We start from the raw sequence: 22,003 nt of genomic DNA, 5'->3' as shown, positions 1-22,003 counted from the left end.
TTCATCCGATTGCGCGACATTCGCCAGCCCCGGGGTTGGCCTGTTTCCGGCGCAGGGGGAATAATGCGCCCCTTTGCGCCTTCAGGAGACTGCCCCCGCCATGTGGTTCCGCAACCTGCTCGTCTATCGCCTGTCCCCGGATTACCGCTTCGATGCCGAGGCCCTGGAAACCGCACTGGCCGGAAAGCCCGCCCGTCCCTGCGCCAGCCAGGAACTGGCCACCTACGGCTTCATTCCGCCCTGCGGCAATGGCCCGGACGCGCCGCTGGCGCATGTCAGCCAGGGCTTCTACCTGGTGGCGGCACGCAAGGAAGAACGCATCCTGCCGGGCAGCGTGGTGCGCGATGCGCTGAAGGAGAAGATCGAGGAGATCGAGGCCGAGCAGATGCGCAAGGTGTACAAGAAGGAACGCGAGCAGCTGAAGGACGAGATCGTGCAGGCCTTCCTGCCGCGCGCCTTCATCCGCAAGTCGAAGACCTTCGCGGCCATTGCCCCGGCCCAGGGCCTGATCCTCGTGGACAGCTCCAGCGCCAAGCGCGCCGAGGACCTGCTGTCCACCCTGCGCGAAGTGCTGGGCTCGCTGCCGGTGCGCCCGGTCAACGTCAAGCAGGCGCCTATCGCCACCTTTACCGGCTGGGTGAAGAACAACGCCGCCAGCCACGGCCTGCAGCTGCGCGACGAATGCGAGCTGCGCGATCCGCACGAGGACGGCGGCATCATCCAGTGCAAGCGCCAGGACCTGGCCAGCGAAGAAGTACAGAACCACCTCGCCGCCGGCAAGCTGGCCACCAAGCTGAGCCTGGCCTGGGAGGACAAGCTGTCCTTCGTGCTGGACGACAAGCTGGTCATCAAGCGTCTGCGCTTCGAGGACCTGCTGCAGGAGCAGGCCGAGCAGGACGGTGGCGAGGACGACCAGGGCCAGTTCGACGCCAGCTTCACCCTGATGATGCTGACCCTCAACGACTTCCTGCCGCAGCTGTTCGAGGCGCTCGGCGGCGAGGACATCGCGCAGGCGGTCTGATCGCTTTCTTTACCACCCGCAACCGCCACGCTGCCCTTATCCCGGGCGCGTGGCGGCCAGCCCGGGCCCTGCCGGCGCCACCCGCGCCGCCCAGTCCCGGCCGGCCACTTTCCGCCATGCCGGGAAGCGCGCGGGCCTTCCCTTAGTACGAACCAAGGAAACACCCCATGCGTGCATTGGCCGCTCTCAGCCGCTTCGCCGGCAATACCTTCGCCCTCTGGGTTCTGCTGTTCGCCGGCCTGGCCTTCTACCTGCCCTCCGTGTTCCTGCCGATCGCCAAGGGCGGCTGGATCGTGCCGCTGCTCGGCCTGGTGATGTTCGGCATGGGCCTGACCCTGAAAACCGCCGACTTCGCCGAGGTGGCGCGCCGTCCGCTGCGGGTGCTGATCGGCGTGCTGGCCCAGTTCATCATCATGCCGGCGCTGGCCTGGCTGCTCTGCCAGGCACTCGGCCTGCCGGCGGAGATCGCCGTGGGCGTGATCCTGGTGGGCTGCTGCCCGGGCGGCACCGCCTCCAACGTCATCACCTGGTTCGCCCGGGGCGACGTGGCGCTGTCGGTGGCAATCACCTCGGTGAGCACCCTGCTCGCCCCGCTGGTCACCCCGGCACTGATCTGGCTGCTCGCCTCGGCCTGGCTGCCGGTGGATTTCGCCGCCATGTTCTGGTCCATCGTGCAGGTGGTGATCCTGCCCATCGTGCTCGGCCTGCTCGCCCAGCGCCTGCTCGGCGCGCGGGTGCAGGCGGCGGTGGAGGTGCTGCCGCTGGTGTCGGTGGTGGCCATCGTCGCCATCGTCGCCGGCGTGGTGGCGGCCAGCCAGGCGAAGATCGCCGAGTCCGGCCTGCTGATCATGGCGGTGGTGGTGCTGCACAACGGCCTGGGCCTGGCGCTCGGCTACCTCGCCGGCCGGCTGTTCGGCCTGCCGCTGGCGCAGCGCAAGACGCTGTCCATCGAGGTGGGCATGCAGAACTCCGGCCTCGGCGCCGCGCTGGCCAGCGCGCACTTCACCCCGCTTGCGGCGGTGCCCAGCGCGCTGTTCAGTGTCTGGCACAACCTGTCCGGCCCGCTGCTGGCCACCGTCTACCGGCGTATGCAGGATCGCAGCGCGGACGACTTGCCCACCCGGCCCTGATGTGCAGAATAGGCGCCTGGCGGGGACGACCCCGCCAGCGCTGCCTCCTCCCCAAGGACGCAACGCCCTGCCTGCGGGGACGACCCCATTAACCCTGGAGTACGCCCCATGTCCTGGCTCATTCTTTTCTTTGCCGGCCTGTTCGAAATCGCCTGGGCCATCGGCCTGAAGTACAGCGACGGCTTTACCCGCCTGATCCCCTCGGCCCTGACCCTGGCGGCCATGGTCATCAGTGTCGTGCTGCTCGGCTGGGCCATGAAGGGCCTGCCGCTGGGTACCGCCTACGCGGTATGGACCGGCATCGGCGCGGTGGGCACGGTGATCGCTGGCATCTTCCTGTTCGGCGAATCCGTGGCGCCGCTGCGGCTGATCAGCGTGGCGCTGGTGGTGGCGGGACTGATCGGGCTGAAGCTGAGCAATTAGACACCCGCGCCCCACGCAACTGGGTGGGAGCGGACTTGTCCGCGATCCTTTTCCTGCGGTCCCGCGCAAAAGCTCGCGAATGAATTCACTCCCACAGTTCGGGGCCTCACTCAGATCGGCAACTGCCCCAGCGCCCAGCGCAGCAGGAAGAACACCAACAGCCCGCCGGCGATGGTCGCCAGCAGGTTGCGGGTGAAGGCGGCGATGGCGATGGCCGCCAGACCGGCCAGCAGGTAGGCGTTGTCCAGGCTCAGCTGCAGTCCTTCGCCGTCCGGCATCAGCATCACCGGCACCACGATGGCGCTGAGCACTGCGCTCGGCACGTAATGCAGCGCTTGGCGCACCACGGGCGCAAAGCGCAGGTTCGGCCAGGCGAACAGGCTGTAGCGGATGGCGAAGGTGATCGCCGCCATGCCGAGAATCAGCAGCCAGATATCCATCACAGCCCCTCCGCGGGCAGCGGCGCCTTGCGCCGCTCCAGCGTCACGCCGACCAGAATGCCGGCCAGTGCCGCCGCAAGCAGACCCAGTTGGTAAGGCAGCGCATGGCAGGCCACCGCCACCGCGCCGGCCACCAGCGCCGCCGCGACCTGCGGCAGGTTGCGCAGCATCGGCACCACGATGCCGATGAAGGTGGCCAGCATGGCGAAGTCCAGTCCCCAGGCAGCCAGGTTCGGTACCGCCTGCCCGAAGCCCACGCCGATCAGCGTGCACAGCTGCCAGTTGCCGTACATCGCCAGACAGGAGCCGAGGAAGTACCAGTGCTTGTAGGGCGACTGCTCGGCCTCGGCATAGCGGTGCTGCACCACCGCGAAGGTCTCGTCGGTGAGCCAGAAGGCCAGCGGCAGGCGCCAGCGGCCCGGCAGGTGGCGCACGAACGGCTGCAGGGTAGCGCTGTACAGCGCATGGCGCAGGTTGACCACGAAGGTGGTCAGCAGCAGCACCGCCAGGCTGGCACCACCGCCCAGCAGGCTGACGGCGATGAACTGCGCCGAGCCGGCATAGACGAACAGGGACATGCCCAGCGCCTGCCAGGGCGTCAGCCCGGCGGCGCTGGCCAGGGTGCCGTAGATGATGCCGAAGGGGATGGCGCCGAGGATCAGCGGCAGTGTATCGCGGGCGCCGTTGAGCAGTTCGGTGGAACGAGACATGGAAGCTCCTTGCGAGAGGACGGCCAACCTACACCAAAGCCCGCCGAACGTCTCGCCCGCCATCACGTCGGTGCATGGCCCGGCATTCCCACCGGCACTGGAGCTTGCCCGACCGGCTGCGGCCGGCTATCCCTGAGGCCACAACAAGAACCGCACGAGGATCCTCCATGCCCAGCAACCGCCAGTTCCTGCTTGCCCAGCGCCCGGTTGGCCTGCCGACCCGCGACACCTTCCGCCGGGTGGAAACGCCGCTTGGCGAGCCCGCCGATGGCCAGGTGCTGGTGCGCAACCGCTACCTGTCCATCGACCCGGCCATGCGCGGCTGGATGAACGAAGGCAAGTCGTACATCGAGCCGGTGCCGCTGGGCGGCGTGATGCGCGCCTTGGGCGTGGGCGAGGTGGTCGCCTCGCGGCACCCGCAGTTCCCGGTCGGCAGCTTCGTCGGTGGTGCGCTCGGCGTGCAGGATTACTTCCTCGGCGAGCCGAAGGGATTCTACCCGGTCGACCCGAAGCTGGCGCCGCTGCCGCTGTATCTCTCGGCACTGGGCATGACCGGCCTGACCGCCTATTTCGCCCTGCTGGAGGTCGGCGCGCCCAAGGCCGGCGAAACCGTAGTGATCTCCGGCGCCGCCGGCGCGGTGGGCAGCATTGCCGGGCAGATCGCCAGGCTGAAGGGCTGTCGGGTGGTCGGCATCGCCGGTGGCGCGGAAAAATGCCGCTACCTGACCGAGGAACTGGGCTTCGACGCCGCCATCGACTACAAGCACGAGGACGTGACCACCGGCCTCAAGCGCACCTGCCCGAAGGGCGTCGATGTGTACTTCGACAACGTCGGCGGGGAGATCCTCGACGCCGTGCTGGCCCGCCTGGCCTACAAGGCTCGGGTGGTGATCTGCGGGGCCATCAGCCAGTACAACAACCTGGAAGCGCCGGTCGGCCCGCGCAACTACCTGTCGCTGCTGGTCAACCGGGCGCGCATGGAAGGTTTCGTGGTCATGGACCATGCGGCGCAGTTCCCCCTCGCCTTGCGCGAGATGGGCGGCTGGCTGGCCAGCGGCCAGCTGAAGAGCAAGGAAGACATCGTGGAGGGCCTGGACACCTTCCCGGAGACCCTGCTCAAGCTGTTCAGCGGCGAGAACTTCGGCAAGCTGGTGCTCAAGGTGGAGTGACGTAGGGTGGTCAACGCAACGCGTTGGCCACCTTTGGCGGCGGCCGGAAAAGCGCCGACCTCCCTACGCTAAAGCCGCCTTGTGCGGCACCCGGACGCGGCGCGGAACCTGTGCGCGGATGCCGGGGCAGCAGGTATGCTCTGCGCCGGTTCAACGAGAGGCATGACGCGATGCAAACATTCGATGCCCGGCAGACGACCGGCGTGCTGCGCGAACAGGTGATCGAGGCCCATCGGGCCCTGCAGGGGCGCACGCCGCTGGTGCAATGCATCACCAACGTGGTGTCGGCCAACTACATGGCCAACGTGCTGCTGGCCGCCGGCGCGTCGCCGGCGATGGTCGACAACACCCAGGAAGCCGCGCTGTTCGCAGGCATCGCCGATGCGCTCCTGATCAACCTGGGTACGCCCACCGACGCCCAGGTGGCATCCATGCGCCTGGCCGCCGAAGCCGCACGGCAGGCCGGCAAACCCTGGGTACTGGACCCCATCGGCGCCGGTGGCCTGCCCTGGCGCGGCGGGGTGGCACTGGACCTGCTGCGTTTCCAGCCCAGCGCCATTCGCGGCAATCCCTCGGAAATCAAGGGCCTGTCCGGCCTGGGCGAAGGCGGCCGCGGCGTCGACAGCTCCGACGAGCCCGCCAGCGCCGTACCGGCCGCCTTGCAGCTGCTGCAACACAGTCCGGTGGTCTGCGCCTCCGGCGCGGTGGATCATCTGGTCGGTCGTTACCAGCGCCAGCAGGTGCTGGTGCGCATCTTCGGCGGCAGCCCGCTGCAGCCGCGCGTGACGGCCACCGGCTGTGCCCTGGGCGCCCTGCTGGCGGCCTACCAGTCGGTGGCCGAGCCGCTGGTGGCGGCGGTGGCGGCCCACGCCAGCTTCGCCATCGCCGGCGCCCTGGCGGCGCAGCGCCACACGGCACCGGGATCGTTCGCCATTGGCTTCATCGATGAGCTGTATCGCCTGGAGGAAGCCAGCTTCCGCGAGCGCATGCAGCTGGAAGTGACCGCTCTCGAAACCGTCTGACAACAAGAAGGATCAGAATCCCCATGCACGTCTCTCAAGCCTTGCGCGAACGCCGTTCCGTGCGCGCCTTCACCCCGCAGGTGCCGTCGGCCCGGCTGGTACAGCAACTGATGCAGGATGCGGCGCTGGCCGCCTCGGGCGGCAACATGCAGCCCTGGCGGGTGGCTGCCATCACCGGCGAGCGCCTCAGCGGCCTGCTGGCCGATGTGGCGAAAACCTCCGGCGAGGAGAATCCCTCGCAGCTCTCCTATCCGCCGAACCTGTGGGAGCCGTACCGCACCCGCCGCTTCGCCAACGGCGAGGACCTCTACCGCAGCATCGGCATTCCGCGCGAAGACAAGGCCGGGCGCTTTCGCCAGCTGGCCAGGAATGCGCAGTTCTTCGGCGCGCCGGTAGGCATCCTGGTGTTCATCGACGAACGCATGGGCCCGGTGCAGTGGATGGACCTGGGCTTGTACCTGCAGTCCTTCATGCTGCGCGCCACCGAGGAAGGACTGGCCACCTGCGCCCAGGGCTTCTGGCGTCGCTACGACGCGGTAGTCAGGCAGCACATCGAGGTGCCCGAGGGCTATCGGGTGACCTACGGCATCGCCCTGGGCTACGAGGACAAGGAAGCGCCCATCAACAGCCTGCGCGCCACCCGCGCCGACTTTGGCGAGTGGGGGCAGCTGGTGGGGTTTTGAGGACTGGGCCCCGGCGTTCGGCCGGGGCGGTTATTTGAGGCGTTCGGCCGCCTTGCGGTAGACCTGCTCGCGCTCGCGGCGATCTGCCGCGACCACAAACACCACCACTTCGTGGTCGATCACCTGATACACAAGTCGATAACCGCTGCTACGCAGCTTGATCTTGTAGCAGTCCGGCAGCGAGTGGAGACGGTTCGCCTCGATCCGCGGATTCAGCAGGATCTCTGCAAGCTTCTTCTTGAACTGTTGGCGAACCGTATCGCCCAGCTTGTGCCATTCCTTGAGCGCCCGCGCATCGAACTCCAGGCTATAGGTCATCCAGCGCAACCTTCACGCGCTGCGGATCTGCCAGACGCTCGCGAACAGTGGCGATCAACGCCTCGTCTTCCTCGGTCAGCAGCACCGGGCGAAACGGCAGCTGCCCACGCTCGGCCACATACTGCAAGGCTTGGCGCATCAGCTCGGAGGGGGTGACACCGAGCTTTTCCAGCTCCCGGTAGGCCCGGGCTTTCAGCTCGTCGTCGATACGAATATTGATGGTTGCCATGGCGGCGGCCCTTGTAATGACATCGGTCATTACCATGGCACCCTTGCAACCGCATGGCAACCTGATCGCGCCGGAAGGCGTCGAGGCCGTCAGCCCAGCTCGGCCAGCACCGCCGCCAGTGCCTGTTGCGGATCGGCGGCCTGGCTGATCGGCCGGCCGATCACCAGGTAGTCGGAGCCGGCCTGCATGGCCTGGCGCGGGGTGAGGATGCGCTTCTGGTCATCCGTGGCGCTGCCGGCCGGACGAATGCCCGGAGTAACCAGTTGCAGCTGCGGGTGTGCCGCCTTGAGCGCCAGCGCTTCCTGGGCCGAGCACACCAGGCCGTCCAGCCCGGCCTGGGCCGCCAGACCGGCCAGGCGCAGCACCTGCTGTTGCGGCTCGATGTCCAGGCCGATACCGGCCAGGTCGGACTGCTCCATGCTGGTCAGCACGGTCACGCCGATCAGCAGCGGCTTCGGTCCGTTCAGGGCGTCCAGGGTTTCCCGGCAGGCCGCCATCATGCGCAGGCCGCCGGAGCAGTGCACGTTGACCATCCACACGCCCAGCTCGGCGGCGGCCTTCACCGCCATGGCCGTGGTGTTGGGGATGTCGTGGAATTTCAGGTCCAGGAAGACTTCGAAACCCTTGGCCTGAAGGTCCTCCACCACCGCCGGGCCGCAGCGGGTGAACAGTTCCTTGCCCACCTTCACCCGGCAGCGGGTCGGGTCCAGGCGCGCCGCCAGCTCAAGGGCGGCGTCGCGGGAAGGGAAGTCGAGGGCAACGATAATCGGGGACTGGCAGGCCATGGCGAGACTCATCGGGCAGACAAAAACGGCGGGCATTGTACCCCGTGCGGCAGCACCCCCACAGCGCCGCACTGACAAAGCCCACAGGCCGTCGTATGGTTAGAAGACTGAATCGAGAGGTGTACGACCATGCCCTGGTATATGTGGCTGCTGTTGGTTCTGGTGTTCGGCACGGTGATCGGCGGCTTGCTGATGCTGCGCAGCGGCGCCAAGAAGATTCCCCTGACCGAGGAACAGCTCAAGGAAATCAAGGAGCGCAACGCGCGGCTCGACGCCCAGGAGCGCGAGTACCGCAAGTAACCGGCGGGCCCGCCTGTGCGGGCCCTCTTCAGGCGGGGTTGCGGATCACCAGCGCCAGGGCTTCCTCGGCCAGCGCATCGAGGCTCATCGGGCCGTCGGGCCGGAACCAGGTGGTGCTCCAGCTCAGCGCGCCAGTCAGAAAGCGGCGCAGGATGAACGGATCGCTCTGCACGTAACCCGCCGCGCGCGCTTCCTCCAGAACCGTCAGCCACAGCTGCTCGTAGCGATCGCGCAGGCCCAGGATGTGTGTCTGGCTGTCTTCCGACAGCGAACGCCACTCATAGACCAGCACCGCCATGGCTTCGCCGGTGCCGCCCATGATCGACTGCAGTTCGCAGCGGATCAGCGCCAGCACCCGTTCGCGCAGGCTGCCCGCCTCGGCCAGCGCGGCCTCCATCAGCGCGGTGTTGTAGACGATGGTTTCCTCCATCACCGCGCGCAGGATCTCTTCCTTGCTCTTGAAGTGGTGGAAGATGCTGCCGGACTGGATGCCCACTGCCGTAGCCAGGTCGCGCACCGTCGTGCGTTCATAGCCCTTGCGACGAAACAGGCGGGCGGCGGCCTGCAGCAGCTTGCCCCGCGCGCTGTCCGGATCGGTCATGCGCCCAGCGGCCACCAGTTCCCGCATCACCTTGCCGGCTTTCTGCTCATCCACGTCTGATACCTCGTTCAGCAAACGTTGTGCGGCAGCCTGACCGGCTCCACGACCGAGGCGAATTCTGTCCGCATTGCCCTGACCAAGCAAGCGCTTGGGAAAAATGACCGCCAGGGCTTTTCAACCAAGCGCTTGCTTGGTAGTGTTCGTGACACTTCTCTAGCGTCAGCGGACAACAACAATGACCAAGACCGTACGCATCGGCTGCGCCTCCGCTTTCTGGGGCGACACCTCCACCGCCGCCGCCCAGCTGGTACGCGGAGCGAGCATTGATTATCTGGTGTTCGACTACCTGGCCGAGATCACCATGTCGATCATGGCCGGCGCACGCATGAAGAACCCGCAGGAGGGTTTTGCCAAGGACTTCGTCGACGTCCTGGCGCCGCTGTTGGGTGAGATCGCCGCCAAGAAGATCCGCATCGTCAGCAACGCCGGTGGCGTGAACCCCGCTGCCTGCGCCGCCGCCCTGGCCGCCGCCTGCGAGAAGGCTGGCGTCAATCTGAAGATCGCCGTGTTGCACGGCGACAGCCTGCAAAGCAAAGCCGGTGAACTGGCCAAGGCCGGCACCACGGAAATGTTCAACGGCACGCCGATGCCGCCCATGTGCGTGTCGGTCAACGCCTATCTGGGCGCGCCGGGCATCGTCCAGGCGCTGGACCTGGGCGCCGATATCGTCATCACCGGTCGCGTGGTGGACAGCGCCGTGGTCAGCGGCGCGCTGGTGCATGAATTCGGCTGGCAGTGGAACGACTACGACAAGCTGGCCCAGTCCGCCCTGGCCGGCCACCTGGTGGAATGCGGCGCGCAGAGCACCGGCGGCAACTTCACCGACTGGCAACTGGTGCCGGACTACGAGCACATCGGCTTCCCGATCCTGGAAGTCGAGGCCGACGGCAGCTTCGTGCTGACCAAGCCGGAGCACACCGGCGGCCTGGTCACCCCGTTCACCGTGGGCGAGCAGATGCTCTATGAAATCGGCGACCCGCGCGCCTACCTGCTGCCCGACGTGATCTGCGACTTCACCCGCGTGAGCCTGGAACAGACCGGCGAGCACCGCGTGCGCGTCACCGGCGCCCGCGGCCTGCCGCCCACCGACCGTTACAAGGTCAGCGCCACCTACCCGGACGGTTTCCGCTGCACCGCCAGCTGCGTGCTGGCCGGCATCGACGCCCGCGCCAAGGCCGAGCGCGTCAGCCAGGCCATCATCAACAAGACCAACGAGATGTTCGCCGAACGCGGCTGGGGCCCGTACCGCGAGGTGAACATCGAACTGCTGGGCACCGAGGCCACCTACGGCGCCCACGGCCAGCGCGGCGATACCCGCGAAGTGGTGCTCAAGCTGGCCGTCAGTCACGCCAAGAAGGAAGCCCTGGTGCTGTTCTCCAAGGAAATCGCCCAGGCCTCCACCGGCATGGCCCCGGGCCTGACCGGCATCGTCGGCGGCCGCCCGACCGTCTACCCGATCATCCGCCTGTTCTCCTTCCTGGTTGAAAAGAGTGCCTGCGAGCTGGCCGTCGAGATCAACAACGAGCGCACCGCAGTCAGCCTGCCGCGGGTGGATGCCTTCGACCCGGCGCAACTGGCCGAAGACCTGGCCGCGCCGACCGCCAGCGGCCAGGCCGAGGCCAACGTGCCGCTGGTCAAGCTGGCCGTGGCGCGCTCCGGCGACAAGGGCAACCACAGCAACATCGGCGTGATGGCCCGCAAGCCGGAATACCTGCCTTGGATCGCCGAGGCGCTGAGCAACGAGGCCGTGGCCGACTGGATGCAGCACCTGCTTGATCCGCGGACCGGTCGCGTCAGCCGCTGGTACCTGCCGGGCACCCACAGCCTGAACTTCCTGCTGGAAAACGCCCTAGGCGGCGGCGGCGTCGCCAGCCTGCGCATCGACCCGCAGGGCAAGGCCTTCGCCCAGCAACTGCTGGAATTCCCGGTGGCGGTGCCCCAGGCGATTGCCGATCAGCTGTGACACGTAGGGCGGACAACGCTTTTCCTGTCCGCCGTGCCGCCCGCACAGAGCCGGCGGCTGGAGCGGCGACCGCCCTACCCGGATCCCCGTTTTGAACACTGGAATAACAACAATGCACTACAACTCGGTATTCAAACCCGATCTCTTCGCCGGCCAGACCATCCTGGTCACCGGTGGCGGCAGCGGCATCGGTCGCTGCACCGCACACGAGCTGGCGGCCCTGGGTGCGCATGTGGTGCTGGTCGGTCGCAAGCTGGAAAAGCTGGAGAAGACTGCCGGCGAGATCGTCGAGGACGGCGGCAGCGTCAGTTTCCAGGTCTGCGATATCCGCGACGAAGAGGCGGTGAAGACCATGGTCAAGGCGGTCATCGCCGAGCGCGGCCGCATCCATCACCTGGTCAACAACGCCGGCGGCCAGTTCCCGGCGCCGCTGATCGGCATCAACCAGAAGGGCTTCGAGGCCGTGGTCCGCACCAACCTGGTGGGCGGCTTCCTGGTCGCCAAGGAAGTGTTCCTGCAGAGCCTGTCCAAGCATGGCGGCGGCATCGTCAACATGCTGGCCGACATGTGGGGCGGCATGCCCGGCATGGGTCATTCCGGCGCCGCCCGCGCCGGCATGGAGAACTTCACCAAGACCGCCGCCTACGAATGGGGCCACGCCGGTGTGCGCGTGAACGCCGTGGCGCCGGGCTGGGTGGCCTCCAGCGGCATGGACACCTACCCGGACGCCATGAAGAACATGATCCGTTCGCTCAAGGACCATGTGCCACTGCAGCGCATCGCCACCGAGGCGGAGATCGCCTCGGCCATCGTGTTCCTGCTCTCCCCCGGCGCCAGCTTCATCAGCGGCAACACCATCCGCATCGACGGCGCGGCCAGCCTCGGCACCCGCGCCTGGACCCTCGGCAAGGCCCGCAACAGCGAGTCCTACAACGGTTTTCACCGCGCCTGCCAACCTGACGTACTGAAGGACGGAGAATAAGAACAATGCCCGTGATCCAGTCAGAGATAGACGTCCACGGCGAAACCTTCGCCGCCAACCGCGAGGCCATGCTTGCAGCCGTGGCCAGCTTCCGTGACGTCGAGCAGAAAGTGCTCGACAAGGCCCAGGAGGCCAAGCCGAAGTTCGAGAAGCGCGGCCAGCTGCTGCCGCGCGAGCGCATCAACCTGCTGCTCGACCCGGGCGCGCCGTTCCTGGAGCTGTCCTCGCTGGCCGGCTACAAGCTGCACGACGACAAGGACGGCACCCAGGCCGGCGGCGGCATCATCGCCGGCATCGGCTACATCGAGGGCGTGCGCTGCCTGGTGCTGGCCAATAACAGCGCCATCAAGGGCGGCACCATTTCCCCCACCGGCCTGAAGAAGTCCCTGCGCATGCAGCAGGTGGCCGTGGAGAACAAGCTGCCGATCGTGACCCTGGCCGAATCCGGCGGCGCCAACCTGAACTACGCCGCCGACATCTTCGTGGAAGGCGCGCGCGGTTTCGCCAACCAGGCGCGCATCTCGGCCATGGGCATCCCGCAGGTGACCGTGGTGCATGGCTCCTCCACCGCCGGTGGCGCCTACCAGCCGGGCCTGTCCGACTACGTGGTGGTGGTGCGCGGCAAGGCCAAGATGTTCCTGGCCGGCCCGCCGCTGCTCAAGGCCGCCACCGGCGAGATCGCCACCGACGAGCAACTGGGTGGCGCCGAGATGCACGCGCAGATCGCCGGCACCGCCGAGTACCTGGCCGAGAACGACGCCGACGGCGTGCGCCTGGCCCGCAACATCATGGCCATGCTGCCGTGGAACCAGCAGTTGCCGGTGCGCCCGAAGAAGGCCTACCGCGAGCCGCTGTACCCGGCCGAGGAACTGCTCGGCATCGTGCCCAACGACGCCAAGAAACCCTACGACGTGCGCGAGATCATCGCCCGCATCGCCGACGGCTCCGAGTTCCTCGACTTCAAGAACGAGTTCGACAGCCAGACCGTCTGCGGCCACCTGAGCATCGAAGGCCAGCCCTGCGGCTTCATCGGCAACAACGGCCCGATCACCCCGCGCGGCGCCGCCAAGGCCGCCCAGTTCATCCAGCTGTGCGACCAGAGCAACACGCCGATCCTGTTCTTTCACAACACCACCGGCTTCATGGTCGGCACCGAGTCCGAGCAGAACGGCGTGATCAAGCACGGCTCGAAGATGCTCCAGGCGGTGGCCAACGCCCGCGTGCCCAAGCTGACCATCGTGGTCGGCGGCTCCTATGGCGCCGGCAACTACGCCATGTGCGGCCGTGGCCTGGACCCGCGCTTCATCTTCGCCTGGCCCAACAGCCGCACCGCCGTGATGGGCGGCGCCCAGGCCGGCAAGGTGCTGCGCATCGTCACCGAGGAGAAGCAGGCCCGGCAGGGCATGACCCCCGACCCGAAGGTGCTCGACATGCTGGAAACCGTGACCGCGCAGAAGCTGGACAGCCAGTCCACCGCCCTGTACGGCACCGCCAGCCTGTGGGACGACGGCCTCATCGACCCGCGCGATACCCGCAAGCTGCTGGGCTTTTTGCTCGATATCTGCGCCGAGGCCGAGGTGCGGCCACTGAAATCCAACACCTTCGGGGTCGCGCGCCTGTAAGCGCCCTCCGCCTCCTGAACATTCGAAGAAGGACAAGAACAATGCACTTCACTCAGGAACACGACGAACTGCGCCGCACCGTGAAGAACTTCGTCGACAAGGAGATCAACCCCTACGTTGACGAGTGGGAGAAGGACGGTCGCTTCCCGATGCGCGAGCTGTTCAAGAAGGCCGGCGACCTGGGCCTGCTGGGCATCTCCAAGCCGGAAAAATTCGGCGGCATGGGCCTGGACTACAGCTACTCCATCGTCGCCGCCGAAGAATTCGGCACCGCCCACTGCGGCGGCGTGCCGCTGGCCATCGGCGTGCAGACCGACATGTGCACCCCGGCGCTGGCCCGTTTCGGCAGCGATGAGCTGCGCGAGCAGTTCCTGGCTCCGGCCATCGCCGGCGAAATGATCGGCTGCATCGGCGTGTCCGAGACCACCGCCGGCTCGGACGTGGCCGGGCTGAAGACCACCGCCCGCAAGGACGGCGACGATTACGTCATCAACGGCCACAAGATGTGGATCACCAACTCGCCGCAGGCCGACTTCATCTGCCTGCTGGCCAACACCAGCGACGACAAGCCGCACGTCAACAAGTCGATGATCATCGTGCCGATGAACACCCCGGGCATCACCCTCAGCCCGCACCTGGACAAGCTGGGCATGCGCTCCTCGGAAACCGCCCAGGTGTTCTTCGACAACGTGCGTGTGCCGCAGCGCTACCGCGTCGGCCACGAAGGCGCCGGCTTCATGATGCAGATGCTGCAGTTCCAGGAGGAGCGCCTGTTCGGCGCGGCCAACATCATCAAGGGCCTGGAGCTGTGCGTCGACCAGACCATCGAGTACTGCCGCGAGCGCAAGACCTTCGGCAACGCGCTGATCGACAACCAGGTGATCCACTTCCGCCTGGCGGAACTTTCGACCGAGATCGAAGCACTGCGCGCCCTCGTCTACCAGGCCACCGAGCAGTACATCAAGGGCCGCGACGTGACCAAGCTGGCCTCCATGGCCAAGCTCAAGGCCGGCCGCCTGGGCCGCGAGGTCACCGACAGCTGCCTGCAGTACTGGGGCGGCATGGGCTTCATGTGGGACAACCCGGTGTCGCGCGCCTACCGCGACGTGCGCCTGGTGTCCATCGGCGGCGGCGCCGACGAGATCATGCTCGGCATCATCTGCAAGATGATGGGCATCCTGCCGGGCAAGAAGAAGGGCTGAGAGCCGGACCCGTAGGGTGGATGTCGTTGTTTACATCCACCGTGGCCCTGCCCGGCGGATCGGTAAAGCGCGATCCGCCCTACCCGAAGACACCAAGGAGCCTGCCATGGCCGATCTACCCCACTGCGACACCCTGCTGCTCAACCTGGATGCCGGCGTGCTGCACATCACCCTGAACCGCCCCGACAGCCGCAACGCCATGAGCCTGGCCATGGTGCATGAGCTGCGCGCCGTGCTGGAAAGCGTGCGCAACGACCCTGCCGTGCGCGCCCTGGTGCTGCGCGGCGCCGGCGGCCATTTCTGTGCCGGCGGCGATATCAAGGACATGGCCGGCGCGCGCGCCAAGGGGCACGACGCCTACCGCGACCTGAACCGCGCCTTCGGCGCCCTGCTGGAAGAAGCCCAGGCCGCCCCGCAGGTGGTCGTCGCGGTGCTGGAAGGCGCGGTGCTGGGCGGCGGTTTCGGCCTGGCCTGCGTGTCCGATATCGCCATTGCCGCCGAGGGCTGCAAGTTCGGCCTGCCGGAAACCACCCTGGGCATCCTGCCCGCGCAGATCGCCCCGTTCGTGGTCAAGCGCGTCGGCCTGACCCAGGCCCGCCGCCTGGCGCTGACCGCCGCCCGCTTCGACGGCGCCGAAGCCCTGCGCCTGGGCCTGGTGCACTACTGCGAGTCCAGCGAGAACCTCGACGCCCGTCTGACCGAGGTGCTCCAGCAGATTCGCCAGTGCGCGCCGCAGGCCAACGCGCAGACCAAGGCGCTGCTACTGGCCAGCGAGACCGAAGCGATGAACGCGCTGCTCGATCGCGCCGCCGAACAGTTCGCCGCCGCCGTGACCGGTGCCGAAGGCGTCGAGGGCACGATGGCTTTCGTACAGAAACGTGCGCCCAAGTGGGCGCAGTAATGGGCCCGACCGAGCCCCCGCTCGGTCTGCCTGACCGCATTCGCAGGAGCACCCAGATGCCCGCTTTCAACAAGATTCTGATTGCCAACCGCGGCGAGATCGCTTGCCGGGTGATGCGCACCGCCCATGAACTGGGGTATCGCACCGTTGCGGTGTACTCCGAAGCCGACGCCAATGCCCGTCACGTGCAGCTGGCCGACGAGGCCGTGTGCATCGGCCCGGCCCAGGTCAACCAGTCCTACCTGGTGATCGACAACATCATCGCCGCCGCCAAGAAGACCGGCGCCGACGCCATCCACCCCGGTTACGGCTTTCTCTCCGAGAACGCCGACTTTGCCCGCGCCTGCGAAGCCGCCGGCATCGTGTTCATCGGCCCGACCGTGAAAGCCATCCACCTGATGGGCTCCAAGCGCCTGTCGAAGATCGCCATGCTGGAAGCCAGCGTGCCCTGCATTCCGGGCTACGAAGGCGCCGCCCAGGACGACGAGACGCTGATCCGCGAGGCCGAGCGCATCGGCTACCCGCTGATGATCAAGGCCAGCGCCGGCGGCGGGGGTCGCGGCATGCGTCTGGTGCACGAAGCCGGCCAGCTGCAGGAGCAGATCCGTACCGCCCGTTCCGAAGCACAGAACGCCTTCGGCTCCGGCGAGCTGATCCTCGAGCGCGCCGTCATTCGCCCGCGCCACGTGGAGATCCAGGTGTTCGGCGACCAGCACGGCAACATCGTCTACCTGGGCGAGCGCGACTGCTCCGTACAGCGCCGTCACCAGAAGGTCGTGGAAGAAGCCCCTTGCCCGGTCATGACGCCCGAGCTGCGCAAGGCCATGGGCGAGGCCGCCGTGAAGGCCGCCGCCTCGGTGAACTATGTCGGTGCCGGAACCGTGGAATTCCTGCTGGATGCCAGCGGCGAGTTCTTCTTCCTGGAAATGAACACCCGCCTGCAAGTGGAGCACCCGGTCACCGAACTGATCACCGGTCAGGACCTGGTGGCCTGGCAGATCCGCGCCGCCGAAGGCCAGCCGCTGCCGCTGAAGCAGGAGGAGATCCAGCTCACCGGCCACGCCATCGAAGTGCGCCTGTATGCCGAGGACGCGGCCCACAACTTCCTGCCGCAGACCGGCAAGGTGCTGCGCTGGGAACCGGAGCTGCTGGACGGCGTGCGCATCGACCACGGCCTGGTGGAAGGTCAGGACGTCACCCCGTTCTACGACCCTATGCTGGCCAAGGTCATCGCCTATGGCGCCACTCGCGCGGACGCGCTGCGCAAGCTGATCCGCGCCGTGGAGAACTGCGTGCTGCTGGGCGTCAACGGCAACCAACGCTTCCTGGCCAACCTGCTGAACCACCCCGAGTTCGCCGCCGGCAAGGCCACCACCGCGTTCATTGCCGAGCACTTCAGCAACGACGAAAGCCTCACCCCGCAGGCGCCGGCCGCCCGCGAGCTGGCCGTAGCCGCCGCCCTGCTCTATCAGGCCTCGGCCAATGGCCGCGCCCATCAGCAGCAACTGGCTGGCTGGCGCAGCGCCGGCAGTGCGCCGTGGCAGTTCACCCTCAAGCAGGGCGAGCAGTCCCACAAAGTCGCGCTGCAAGTGCAGCGCGACGGCACGCAACCGGCCCTGCTGGCCAGCGTCGGCGACAGCCAACTGAGCCTGCGCCTGCTGCACAGCGACGGCCGCTGGCTGACCTTCGAACTGGACGGCATCCGTCAGCGCCAGGCCTATCACCTGGACGGCGAGAACCTGTGGCTGTATGGCCACTTCGGCAACCTGGCGCTGACCGACGTCAGCCACGCGCCGGCCGGCGGCCAGAGCGCGGCCAGCTCCGGCACCATCAAGGCACCGATGGATGGCGCCATCGTCGATGTGCTGGTCGGGGAAGGCGTCCGCGTGACCAAGGGCCAGCTGCTGGTGGTGCTGGAAGCCATGAAGATGGAACACCCGCTCAAGGCCGGCATCGATGGCGTGATCCGCCGGGTTGGCGCGAGCAGGGGCGATCAGGTGAAGAACCGCCAGGTGCTGGTGGAGATCGAAGCTGAAGAGGCCTGAGCCGGCGAACCGTAGGGTGGACAACGCTTTCCTTGTCCACCGTCGCACGCACGGTGGATCGGTGAAGCGCGATCCACCCTACGCTTGCCGAACCGGCAGGCGCTGCTCGAAACCACGCCAGGCGCCTGATCCAGGCTGCCAGGAAACGGGGAAGGCAGCCTGGCGGTCTTCCCTTTTTGAGGGCCCGTTAAAAAGGAATATCCCATGAGCCTGCGTGACAAGACCCTGTTCATCACCGGCGCCAGCCGTGGCATCGGTCGCGAGATCGCGCTGCGCGCCGCGCGCGACGGCGCCAACGTGGTGATTGCCGCCAAGAGCGAGCAGCCGCATCCGAAGCTGGCCGGCACCATTCACAGCGTGGCGGCGGAAGTCGAGGCCGCCGGAGGCCGGGCCCTGGCACTACGGCTGGACGTGCGCGACGAACTGGCGGTACGCGCCGCCATGCAACGCGCCGCCGAGCATTTCGGCGGCCTCGACGCGCTGATCAACAATGCCGGCGCCATCCGTCTGCAGGGCGTGGAGAACCTGGAACCCAAGCGCTTCGACCTGATGTTCCAGATCAACACCCGCGCGGTGATGGTCTGCAGCCAGGCCGCCCTGCCCTATCTGAAGAAAAGCGCCAACCCACACATCCTCAGCCTGTCACCCCCGCTGAACCTCGACCCCAAGTGGTTCGCCCAGTACGGCCCCTACACCACCACCAAGTACGGCATGAGCATGCTTACCCTGGGCATGAGCGAGGAATTCAAGAAGTACGGCATCAGTGTTAACGCGCTATGGCCGCGCACGGTGATCGCCACGGCCGCCATCGAACATGAACTGGGCGGCCCGCAGATCTTCAAACAGGCGCGCACCCCCGCGATCATGGCCGACGCCGCGCATGCCATCCTGACCAGCCCCGCGCGCAGCCTGACCGGCCGCCTGCTGGTCGACGAAGACCTGCTGCGCGAACGCGGCACGACGGATTTCGAGGCCTATCGGTACGACCCTGCCGGCGGTAGGCTGATGCCGGACCTGTACCTGGACTGATTCGCCCATCTGACACGGCAAGAACGTCGACGCAGTCATGGCAGGACCTGACCGGGCTATCTAGGCTGCAGCGGCCCATAACAAGAAACCAAGCCCCGAGAGCCTTTGCCATGGCCAGTGTCGACACCATCTCGCCCCTCCATTTCCTCGCCCGCCTGCCCGGTCACCTGCCGCGGGTGCCGCGTATGTTGCGCGGGCTCTACTACACGGCCATCCGCAACCGCGACAAGACGCTGTCCCTGGGTTGGGCGCTGGAGCAGAGCGCCAAGCGCTTCCCCGATCGCCCCGCCGTGATGGACCTGCAGCGCAGCGTCAGCTACGCCGACTTCAACGCCTGGGCCAACCGTTTGGCGCGCAGTCTGGAAAGAAACGGCGTGAGTCACGGCAGCGTGGTGGCGGTGATGATGGAAAACCGCCTGGAAATCCTCGCGGTGCTGGCCGCGCTGGCCAAGCTCGGCGCCATCGGCGCGCTGGTCAACACGGCGCAACGGGGACAGGTGCTGGCCTACAGCCTCAATCTGGTGAAACCCGGTCATTACGTGATCGGCGCGGAGCTGCTGCAGCCCTTCGAAGACATTCAGTCCGAGCTCAACGACCTACGCCCCGAGTGGCGTTTCTGGCTGGCCGACCAGGACACCCTGCAGGATGCCGGCACGGCACCGGATGGCTGGCAGAACCTGGCGAGTATGGCCACCGAGGAGTCGAGCGAGAACCTGCCGCACACCGCTCGCGTGCGCATGAAGGACGCCTGTTTCTATATCTACACCTCGGGCACCACCGGGTTGCCCAAGGCCTCGGTGATGAGCCACGGCAAGTGGATCAAGGCCTACGGCGGCTTCGGCCACTCCGGGCTGAGCCTGACCGAGCAGGACGTGCTGTACCTCACCCTACCCTGCTACCACAACAACGCCGTGACCGTGTGCTGGAGCGCCGCCCTGGCCGGCGGCGCGGCCATCGCCCTGCGCCGCAAGTTCTCCGCCAGCGCCTTCTGGAAGGACGTGCGGCATTTCCGCGCCACCTGCTTCGGCTATATCGGCGAACTGTGCCGCTACCTGCTCAACCAGCCGCCCTGCCCCGAGGAACAGGGCAACACCCTGACCTGCATGATCGGCAACGGGCTGCGACCCTCGATCTGGGGCGAGTTCAAGCAACGCTTCGGCATCGAGCGCATCACCGAGTTCTATGCCTCCAGCGAAGGCAACATCGGCTTCACCAACGTGTTCAACTTCGACAACACCGTGGGCTTCACCCCGGCCACCTACGCCATCGTGCGCTACGACCTGGACAACGAGCAGCCAGTGCGCGACCGCAAGGGTTTCATGGTCAAGGTGAACAAGGGCGAGGCCGGCCTGCTGATCAGCGAGATCAGTCCGAAATGGCCCTTCGACGGCTACACGGACTCCGCCAAGAGCGAGGCCGCCATCTTCCGCAACGTGTTCAAGCAGGGCGATGCCTGGTTCAACACCGGCGACCTGATGCGCGACATCGGCTGCAAGCACGCCCAGTTCGTCGACCGCCTGGGCGATACCTTCCGCTGGCACGGCGAGAACGTGTCCACCACGGAGGTGGAGAACGTGCTGGGCGCCTGGCCGGGTGTGGAGGATGCGGTGGTGTACGGCGTGGAGGTGCCAGGCATGGATGGTCGCTGTGGCATGGCGGCGCTGCGGATGACCGCCGACGTCGCCTTCGATCCGCTCGGGCTGGCCACGCATTTGCGCCAGCATCTGCCGCCCTATGCCGTTCCGCTGTTCGTCCGTCTGCTCGACGAGGTCGAAACCACCGGCACCTTCAAGTACAAGAAGACCGATCTGAAGCGCCAGGCCTTCGATCCCGCGCAGACAGCCGATCCGCTGTTCGTCCTGCTGCCCGACGCACCGGGGTTCCAGGTGCTCGATGCGGTTCGCTACGCCGAGCTGTCCCGCGGCGAACACCGTCTGTAAGGCGAACGCCTCAACGGCGGATCTGGATGCTGATTTCCGCGCCCTCGATGCGCTCGAGCATGTTGCTCAGGTCGAACTCGAATTCCGCCTCCGGCTCGCTGGTAATCAACCGCCCACCCAGGGTCATCCCGCCGGGCTGGGACTTGAGCCCGAACAGAGGCGGCAGCAGCGGCTTGTAGCTCTCCAGCGGGCCGTTATCGTCCTGACCTAAAAGGGGCGGCAATGTCAGGTCCAACGGCTTCGCGACGTCGGGTTCGACGGGCTCGGGTACCGTCGCGACCGTCTGCTGGCTGTCGCGAACCGGGAAGATGCGCATGACAGCCTCGCACAGGCTGTTCAACGTCCGGAACGCGGCGCTCCGGCAAAGCTCATGCTCCTGGCTGTTCGCCGACGCGGCGGGCGCACCGGCGCAGCCGAGGCAGATGCAAAAGACCCATTGCAGTAACCGACACATATTCTTCCCATGACGCTTTCTTGCCAACCGAACGAAGGTCAGCAGCTTCCATGCCAAGTTTTCGGCGCCGCGTCAGTTTAGTCGGATCGCCGGCGCTCGGCCCACTGTTGCAGATGTTGCCGCACGATCGACGCACCTGACTGTTCGCCCTGCAGGCCGCCCAGTGCCCTGGTCAGGCCATCGCGCAAGCCTGCCGTATTGCAGGCTGAGTTATGGGACAACGCCAGATAGCGCGGCTGGCTGTACAAGGCCGGCATCAGCACCACCACTTCATCCGCCCAACCGTGACGCAGCACCACCGCCTGGCCCGCCACGTGATCATGGAGCACGTAATCGATCTGGCCTGCCAGCAAGCTCTGCAGTGCCTGGACGAAATCGCCGTGAGGCCTGAGCTGCAGCTGCGCATCAGCACGCTGATCGCTCTCGGTTTCCCACTCGGTATTGTCGATACGCACACCGCGTCGCCCCCCAAGATCGTCCCAATCCTGGAAGGGGAAGACGCGGTCCTTGGCTACCCAGACCACCACCGGCGCCTCGTGCAGCGGCGGTTCCAGGAAGTCGAGGCCTGCCTGCAGCTGCGGGCGCAGCTCGGCATCGATCAGCAGATCCACCCGGCCGCTGCTGACTTCACGCTCGGCCTGCTCGGGACTTTCAGCGGTCAACACATCCAGCGTGACCCCCAGGCCGGCGGCCACACGGTTCAGCAGCGTGACGCTTGCACCTTGCGGCTCTGCCCCATCCTGCCATTGGTAGGGCACACGCTCGCCCACCCCAATCGCCACCAGATGCTCGCAGGGCTCGGCAGCCTGACTCCAGGCCGGTAGCAGGGCGAAGCAGAGGGTCATCGAGACGGGCAGCAATCGACGGGGCATGGAAGTACCGCATTAGGTCCGGGGAGCAAATGGTACACCGGAAGCGGCTGCCAATCAGGGCATCCGTGCGGCATGCCATGCACCGAAGCCTGATCCCGCCCC

At 66.9% G+C, this 22,003-nt stretch carries 23 protein-coding genes; 15 read left to right on the top strand and 8 right to left on the bottom strand.

Going from position 1 to position 22,003, the window contains the following annotated elements; genetic code table 11:
• The first annotated feature begins 100 nt into the window (after nucleotides 1-100).
• From rdgC to sugE, 3 genes are all read left to right on the top strand, one after another.
• Entirely contained in the window at nucleotides 101-1,021 is a 921-nt protein-coding gene (rdgC, locus tag PT85_RS02075) for a recombination-associated protein RdgC (protein ID WP_039562480.1), read from the top strand.
• A 167-nt stretch (nucleotides 1,022-1,188) separates the two neighbouring features.
• Complete coding sequence (locus PT85_RS02070; RefSeq protein ID WP_039605788.1) at nucleotides 1,189-2,151, top strand: bile acid:sodium symporter family protein; 963 nt, start codon at nucleotides 1,189-1,191, stop codon at nucleotides 2,149-2,151.
• 108 nt (nucleotides 2,152-2,259) lie between these two features.
• Complete coding sequence (sugE, locus tag PT85_RS02065; protein ID WP_027591690.1) at nucleotides 2,260-2,574, top strand: quaternary ammonium compound efflux SMR transporter SugE; 315 nt, start codon at nucleotides 2,260-2,262, stop codon at nucleotides 2,572-2,574.
• Between the two features lie 110 nt (nucleotides 2,575-2,684).
• Here sugE and PT85_RS02060 read toward each other — a convergent pair whose 3' ends face one another.
• On the bottom strand, nucleotides 2,685-3,014 hold the full coding sequence (locus tag PT85_RS02060) for an AzlD domain-containing protein (RefSeq protein ID WP_027591691.1): 330 nt from the start codon (nucleotides 3,012-3,014) through the stop codon (nucleotides 2,685-2,687).
• The gene (locus PT85_RS02055; RefSeq protein WP_039561589.1) at nucleotides 3,014-3,724 is read right to left on the bottom strand and encodes an AzlC family ABC transporter permease; all 711 of its coding nucleotides are present in this window, start codon (nucleotides 3,722-3,724) and stop codon (nucleotides 3,014-3,016) included. Before PT85_RS02055 ends, PT85_RS02060 begins: the two co-directional genes overlap by 1 nt.
• A gap of 167 nt (nucleotides 3,725-3,891) precedes the next feature.
• On the opposite strand from PT85_RS02055, the gene PT85_RS02050 reads away from it, so the two are divergent.
• The 3 genes from PT85_RS02050 to PT85_RS02040 all read left to right on the top strand — a co-directional run bounded on the left by PT85_RS02050 (nucleotide 3,892) and on the right by PT85_RS02040 (nucleotide 6,598).
• A complete protein-coding gene (locus PT85_RS02050; RefSeq protein WP_039605787.1) occupies nucleotides 3,892-4,893 on the top strand; it encodes an NADP-dependent oxidoreductase in 1,002 nt (333 codons plus the stop codon).
• Nucleotides 4,894-5,063: 170 nt separating this feature from the next.
• The gene (gene thiM, locus PT85_RS02045; RefSeq protein ID WP_081798342.1) at nucleotides 5,064-5,915 is read left to right on the top strand and encodes a hydroxyethylthiazole kinase; all 852 of its coding nucleotides are present in this window, start codon (nucleotides 5,064-5,066) and stop codon (nucleotides 5,913-5,915) included.
• A 23-nt stretch (nucleotides 5,916-5,938) separates the two neighbouring features.
• The gene (locus PT85_RS02040; RefSeq protein ID WP_027591695.1) at nucleotides 5,939-6,598 is read left to right on the top strand and encodes a nitroreductase; all 660 of its coding nucleotides are present in this window, start codon (nucleotides 5,939-5,941) and stop codon (nucleotides 6,596-6,598) included.
• 30 nt (nucleotides 6,599-6,628) lie between these two features.
• Here PT85_RS02040 and PT85_RS02035 read toward each other — a convergent pair whose 3' ends face one another.
• From PT85_RS02035 to pyrF, 3 genes are all read right to left on the bottom strand, one after another.
• A complete protein-coding gene (locus PT85_RS02035; protein WP_039605786.1) occupies nucleotides 6,629-6,916 on the bottom strand; it encodes a type II toxin-antitoxin system RelE family toxin in 288 nt (95 codons plus the stop codon).
• Entirely contained in the window at nucleotides 6,906-7,145 is a 240-nt protein-coding gene (locus tag PT85_RS02030) for a type II toxin-antitoxin system RelB/DinJ family antitoxin (protein WP_027591697.1), read from the bottom strand. The genes PT85_RS02035 and PT85_RS02030 overlap by 11 nt, the downstream gene beginning before the upstream one ends.
• Nucleotides 7,146-7,234: 89 nt before the next feature.
• Nucleotides 7,235-7,930, bottom strand: a complete 696-nt coding sequence (gene pyrF / locus PT85_RS02025; RefSeq protein WP_039605785.1) for an orotidine-5'-phosphate decarboxylase — start codon at nucleotides 7,928-7,930, stop codon at nucleotides 7,235-7,237.
• Between the two features lie 129 nt (nucleotides 7,931-8,059).
• Between pyrF and PT85_RS17535 the strand changes: the two genes are divergently transcribed.
• Nucleotides 8,060-8,230 carry a DUF2897 family protein gene (locus tag PT85_RS17535; protein WP_065365683.1) on the top strand — a complete coding sequence of 57 codons (171 nt, stop codon included), beginning with the start codon at nucleotides 8,060-8,062 and terminating at the stop codon, nucleotides 8,228-8,230.
• Between the two features lie 28 nt (nucleotides 8,231-8,258).
• On the opposite strand, the gene PT85_RS02020 is transcribed toward PT85_RS17535, so the two are convergent.
• Entirely contained in the window at nucleotides 8,259-8,885 is a 627-nt protein-coding gene (locus tag PT85_RS02020; protein ID WP_039605784.1) for a TetR/AcrR family transcriptional regulator, read from the bottom strand.
• A gap of 181 nt (nucleotides 8,886-9,066) precedes the next feature.
• Here PT85_RS02020 and PT85_RS02015 point away from each other — a divergent pair, with 181 nt between their 5' ends.
• The 8 genes from PT85_RS02015 to PT85_RS01980 all read left to right on the top strand — a co-directional run bounded on the left by PT85_RS02015 (nucleotide 9,067) and on the right by PT85_RS01980 (nucleotide 20,575).
• Nucleotides 9,067-10,854, top strand: a complete 1,788-nt coding sequence (locus PT85_RS02015) for an acyclic terpene utilization AtuA family protein (protein WP_039605783.1) — start codon at nucleotides 9,067-9,069, stop codon at nucleotides 10,852-10,854.
• 112 nt (nucleotides 10,855-10,966) lie between these two features.
• Nucleotides 10,967-11,836 (top strand): SDR family oxidoreductase, encoded by an 870-nt coding sequence (locus PT85_RS02010; protein ID WP_039605782.1) that lies wholly within the window; start codon nucleotides 10,967-10,969, stop codon nucleotides 11,834-11,836.
• A gap of 5 nt (nucleotides 11,837-11,841) precedes the next feature.
• A complete protein-coding gene (gene atuC, locus PT85_RS02005; RefSeq protein ID WP_039605781.1) occupies nucleotides 11,842-13,458 on the top strand; it encodes a geranyl-CoA carboxylase subunit beta in 1,617 nt (538 codons plus the stop codon).
• A gap of 41 nt (nucleotides 13,459-13,499) precedes the next feature.
• On the top strand, nucleotides 13,500-14,660 hold the full coding sequence (gene atuD / locus PT85_RS02000; RefSeq protein ID WP_039605780.1) for a citronellyl-CoA dehydrogenase: 1,161 nt from the start codon (nucleotides 13,500-13,502) through the stop codon (nucleotides 14,658-14,660).
• Nucleotides 14,661-14,766: 106 nt separating this feature from the next.
• A complete protein-coding gene (locus tag PT85_RS01995) occupies nucleotides 14,767-15,561 on the top strand; it encodes an enoyl-CoA hydratase/isomerase family protein (RefSeq protein WP_027591704.1) in 795 nt (264 codons plus the stop codon).
• A 56-nt stretch (nucleotides 15,562-15,617) separates the two neighbouring features.
• Complete coding sequence (locus PT85_RS01990) at nucleotides 15,618-17,606, top strand: acetyl/propionyl/methylcrotonyl-CoA carboxylase subunit alpha (RefSeq protein ID WP_039605779.1); 1,989 nt, start codon at nucleotides 15,618-15,620, stop codon at nucleotides 17,604-17,606.
• Between the two features lie 204 nt (nucleotides 17,607-17,810).
• Nucleotides 17,811-18,635 carry an SDR family oxidoreductase gene (locus PT85_RS01985; RefSeq protein WP_039605778.1) on the top strand — a complete coding sequence of 275 codons (825 nt, stop codon included), beginning with the start codon at nucleotides 17,811-17,813 and terminating at the stop codon, nucleotides 18,633-18,635.
• 110 nt (nucleotides 18,636-18,745) lie between these two features.
• Nucleotides 18,746-20,575 carry a long-chain-acyl-CoA synthetase gene (locus PT85_RS01980; protein ID WP_039605777.1) on the top strand — a complete coding sequence of 610 codons (1,830 nt, stop codon included), beginning with the start codon at nucleotides 18,746-18,748 and terminating at the stop codon, nucleotides 20,573-20,575.
• Nucleotides 20,576-20,585: 10 nt separating this feature from the next.
• On the opposite strand, the gene PT85_RS01975 is transcribed toward PT85_RS01980, so the two are convergent.
• Together PT85_RS01975 and PT85_RS01970 are read right to left on the bottom strand one after the other, a co-directional pair.
• Nucleotides 20,586-21,086: a hypothetical protein gene (locus PT85_RS01975; RefSeq protein WP_139182081.1), complete on the bottom strand. Its 501-nt coding sequence runs from the start codon at nucleotides 21,084-21,086 to the stop codon at nucleotides 20,586-20,588.
• A gap of 20 nt (nucleotides 21,087-21,106) precedes the next feature.
• Nucleotides 21,107-21,901 carry a substrate-binding periplasmic protein gene (locus tag PT85_RS01970; RefSeq protein ID WP_082013018.1) on the bottom strand — a complete coding sequence of 265 codons (795 nt, stop codon included), beginning with the start codon at nucleotides 21,899-21,901 and terminating at the stop codon, nucleotides 21,107-21,109.
• Nucleotides 21,902-22,003: the final 102 nt, after the last annotated feature.

It is taken from the genome of Pseudomonas flexibilis, from assembly GCF_000806415.1.
In the GTDB taxonomy this organism is placed as follows: domain Bacteria; phylum Pseudomonadota; class Gammaproteobacteria; order Pseudomonadales; family Pseudomonadaceae; genus Serpens; species Serpens flexibilis.
This window is presented reverse-complemented; position numbering and strand designations above follow the sequence as displayed.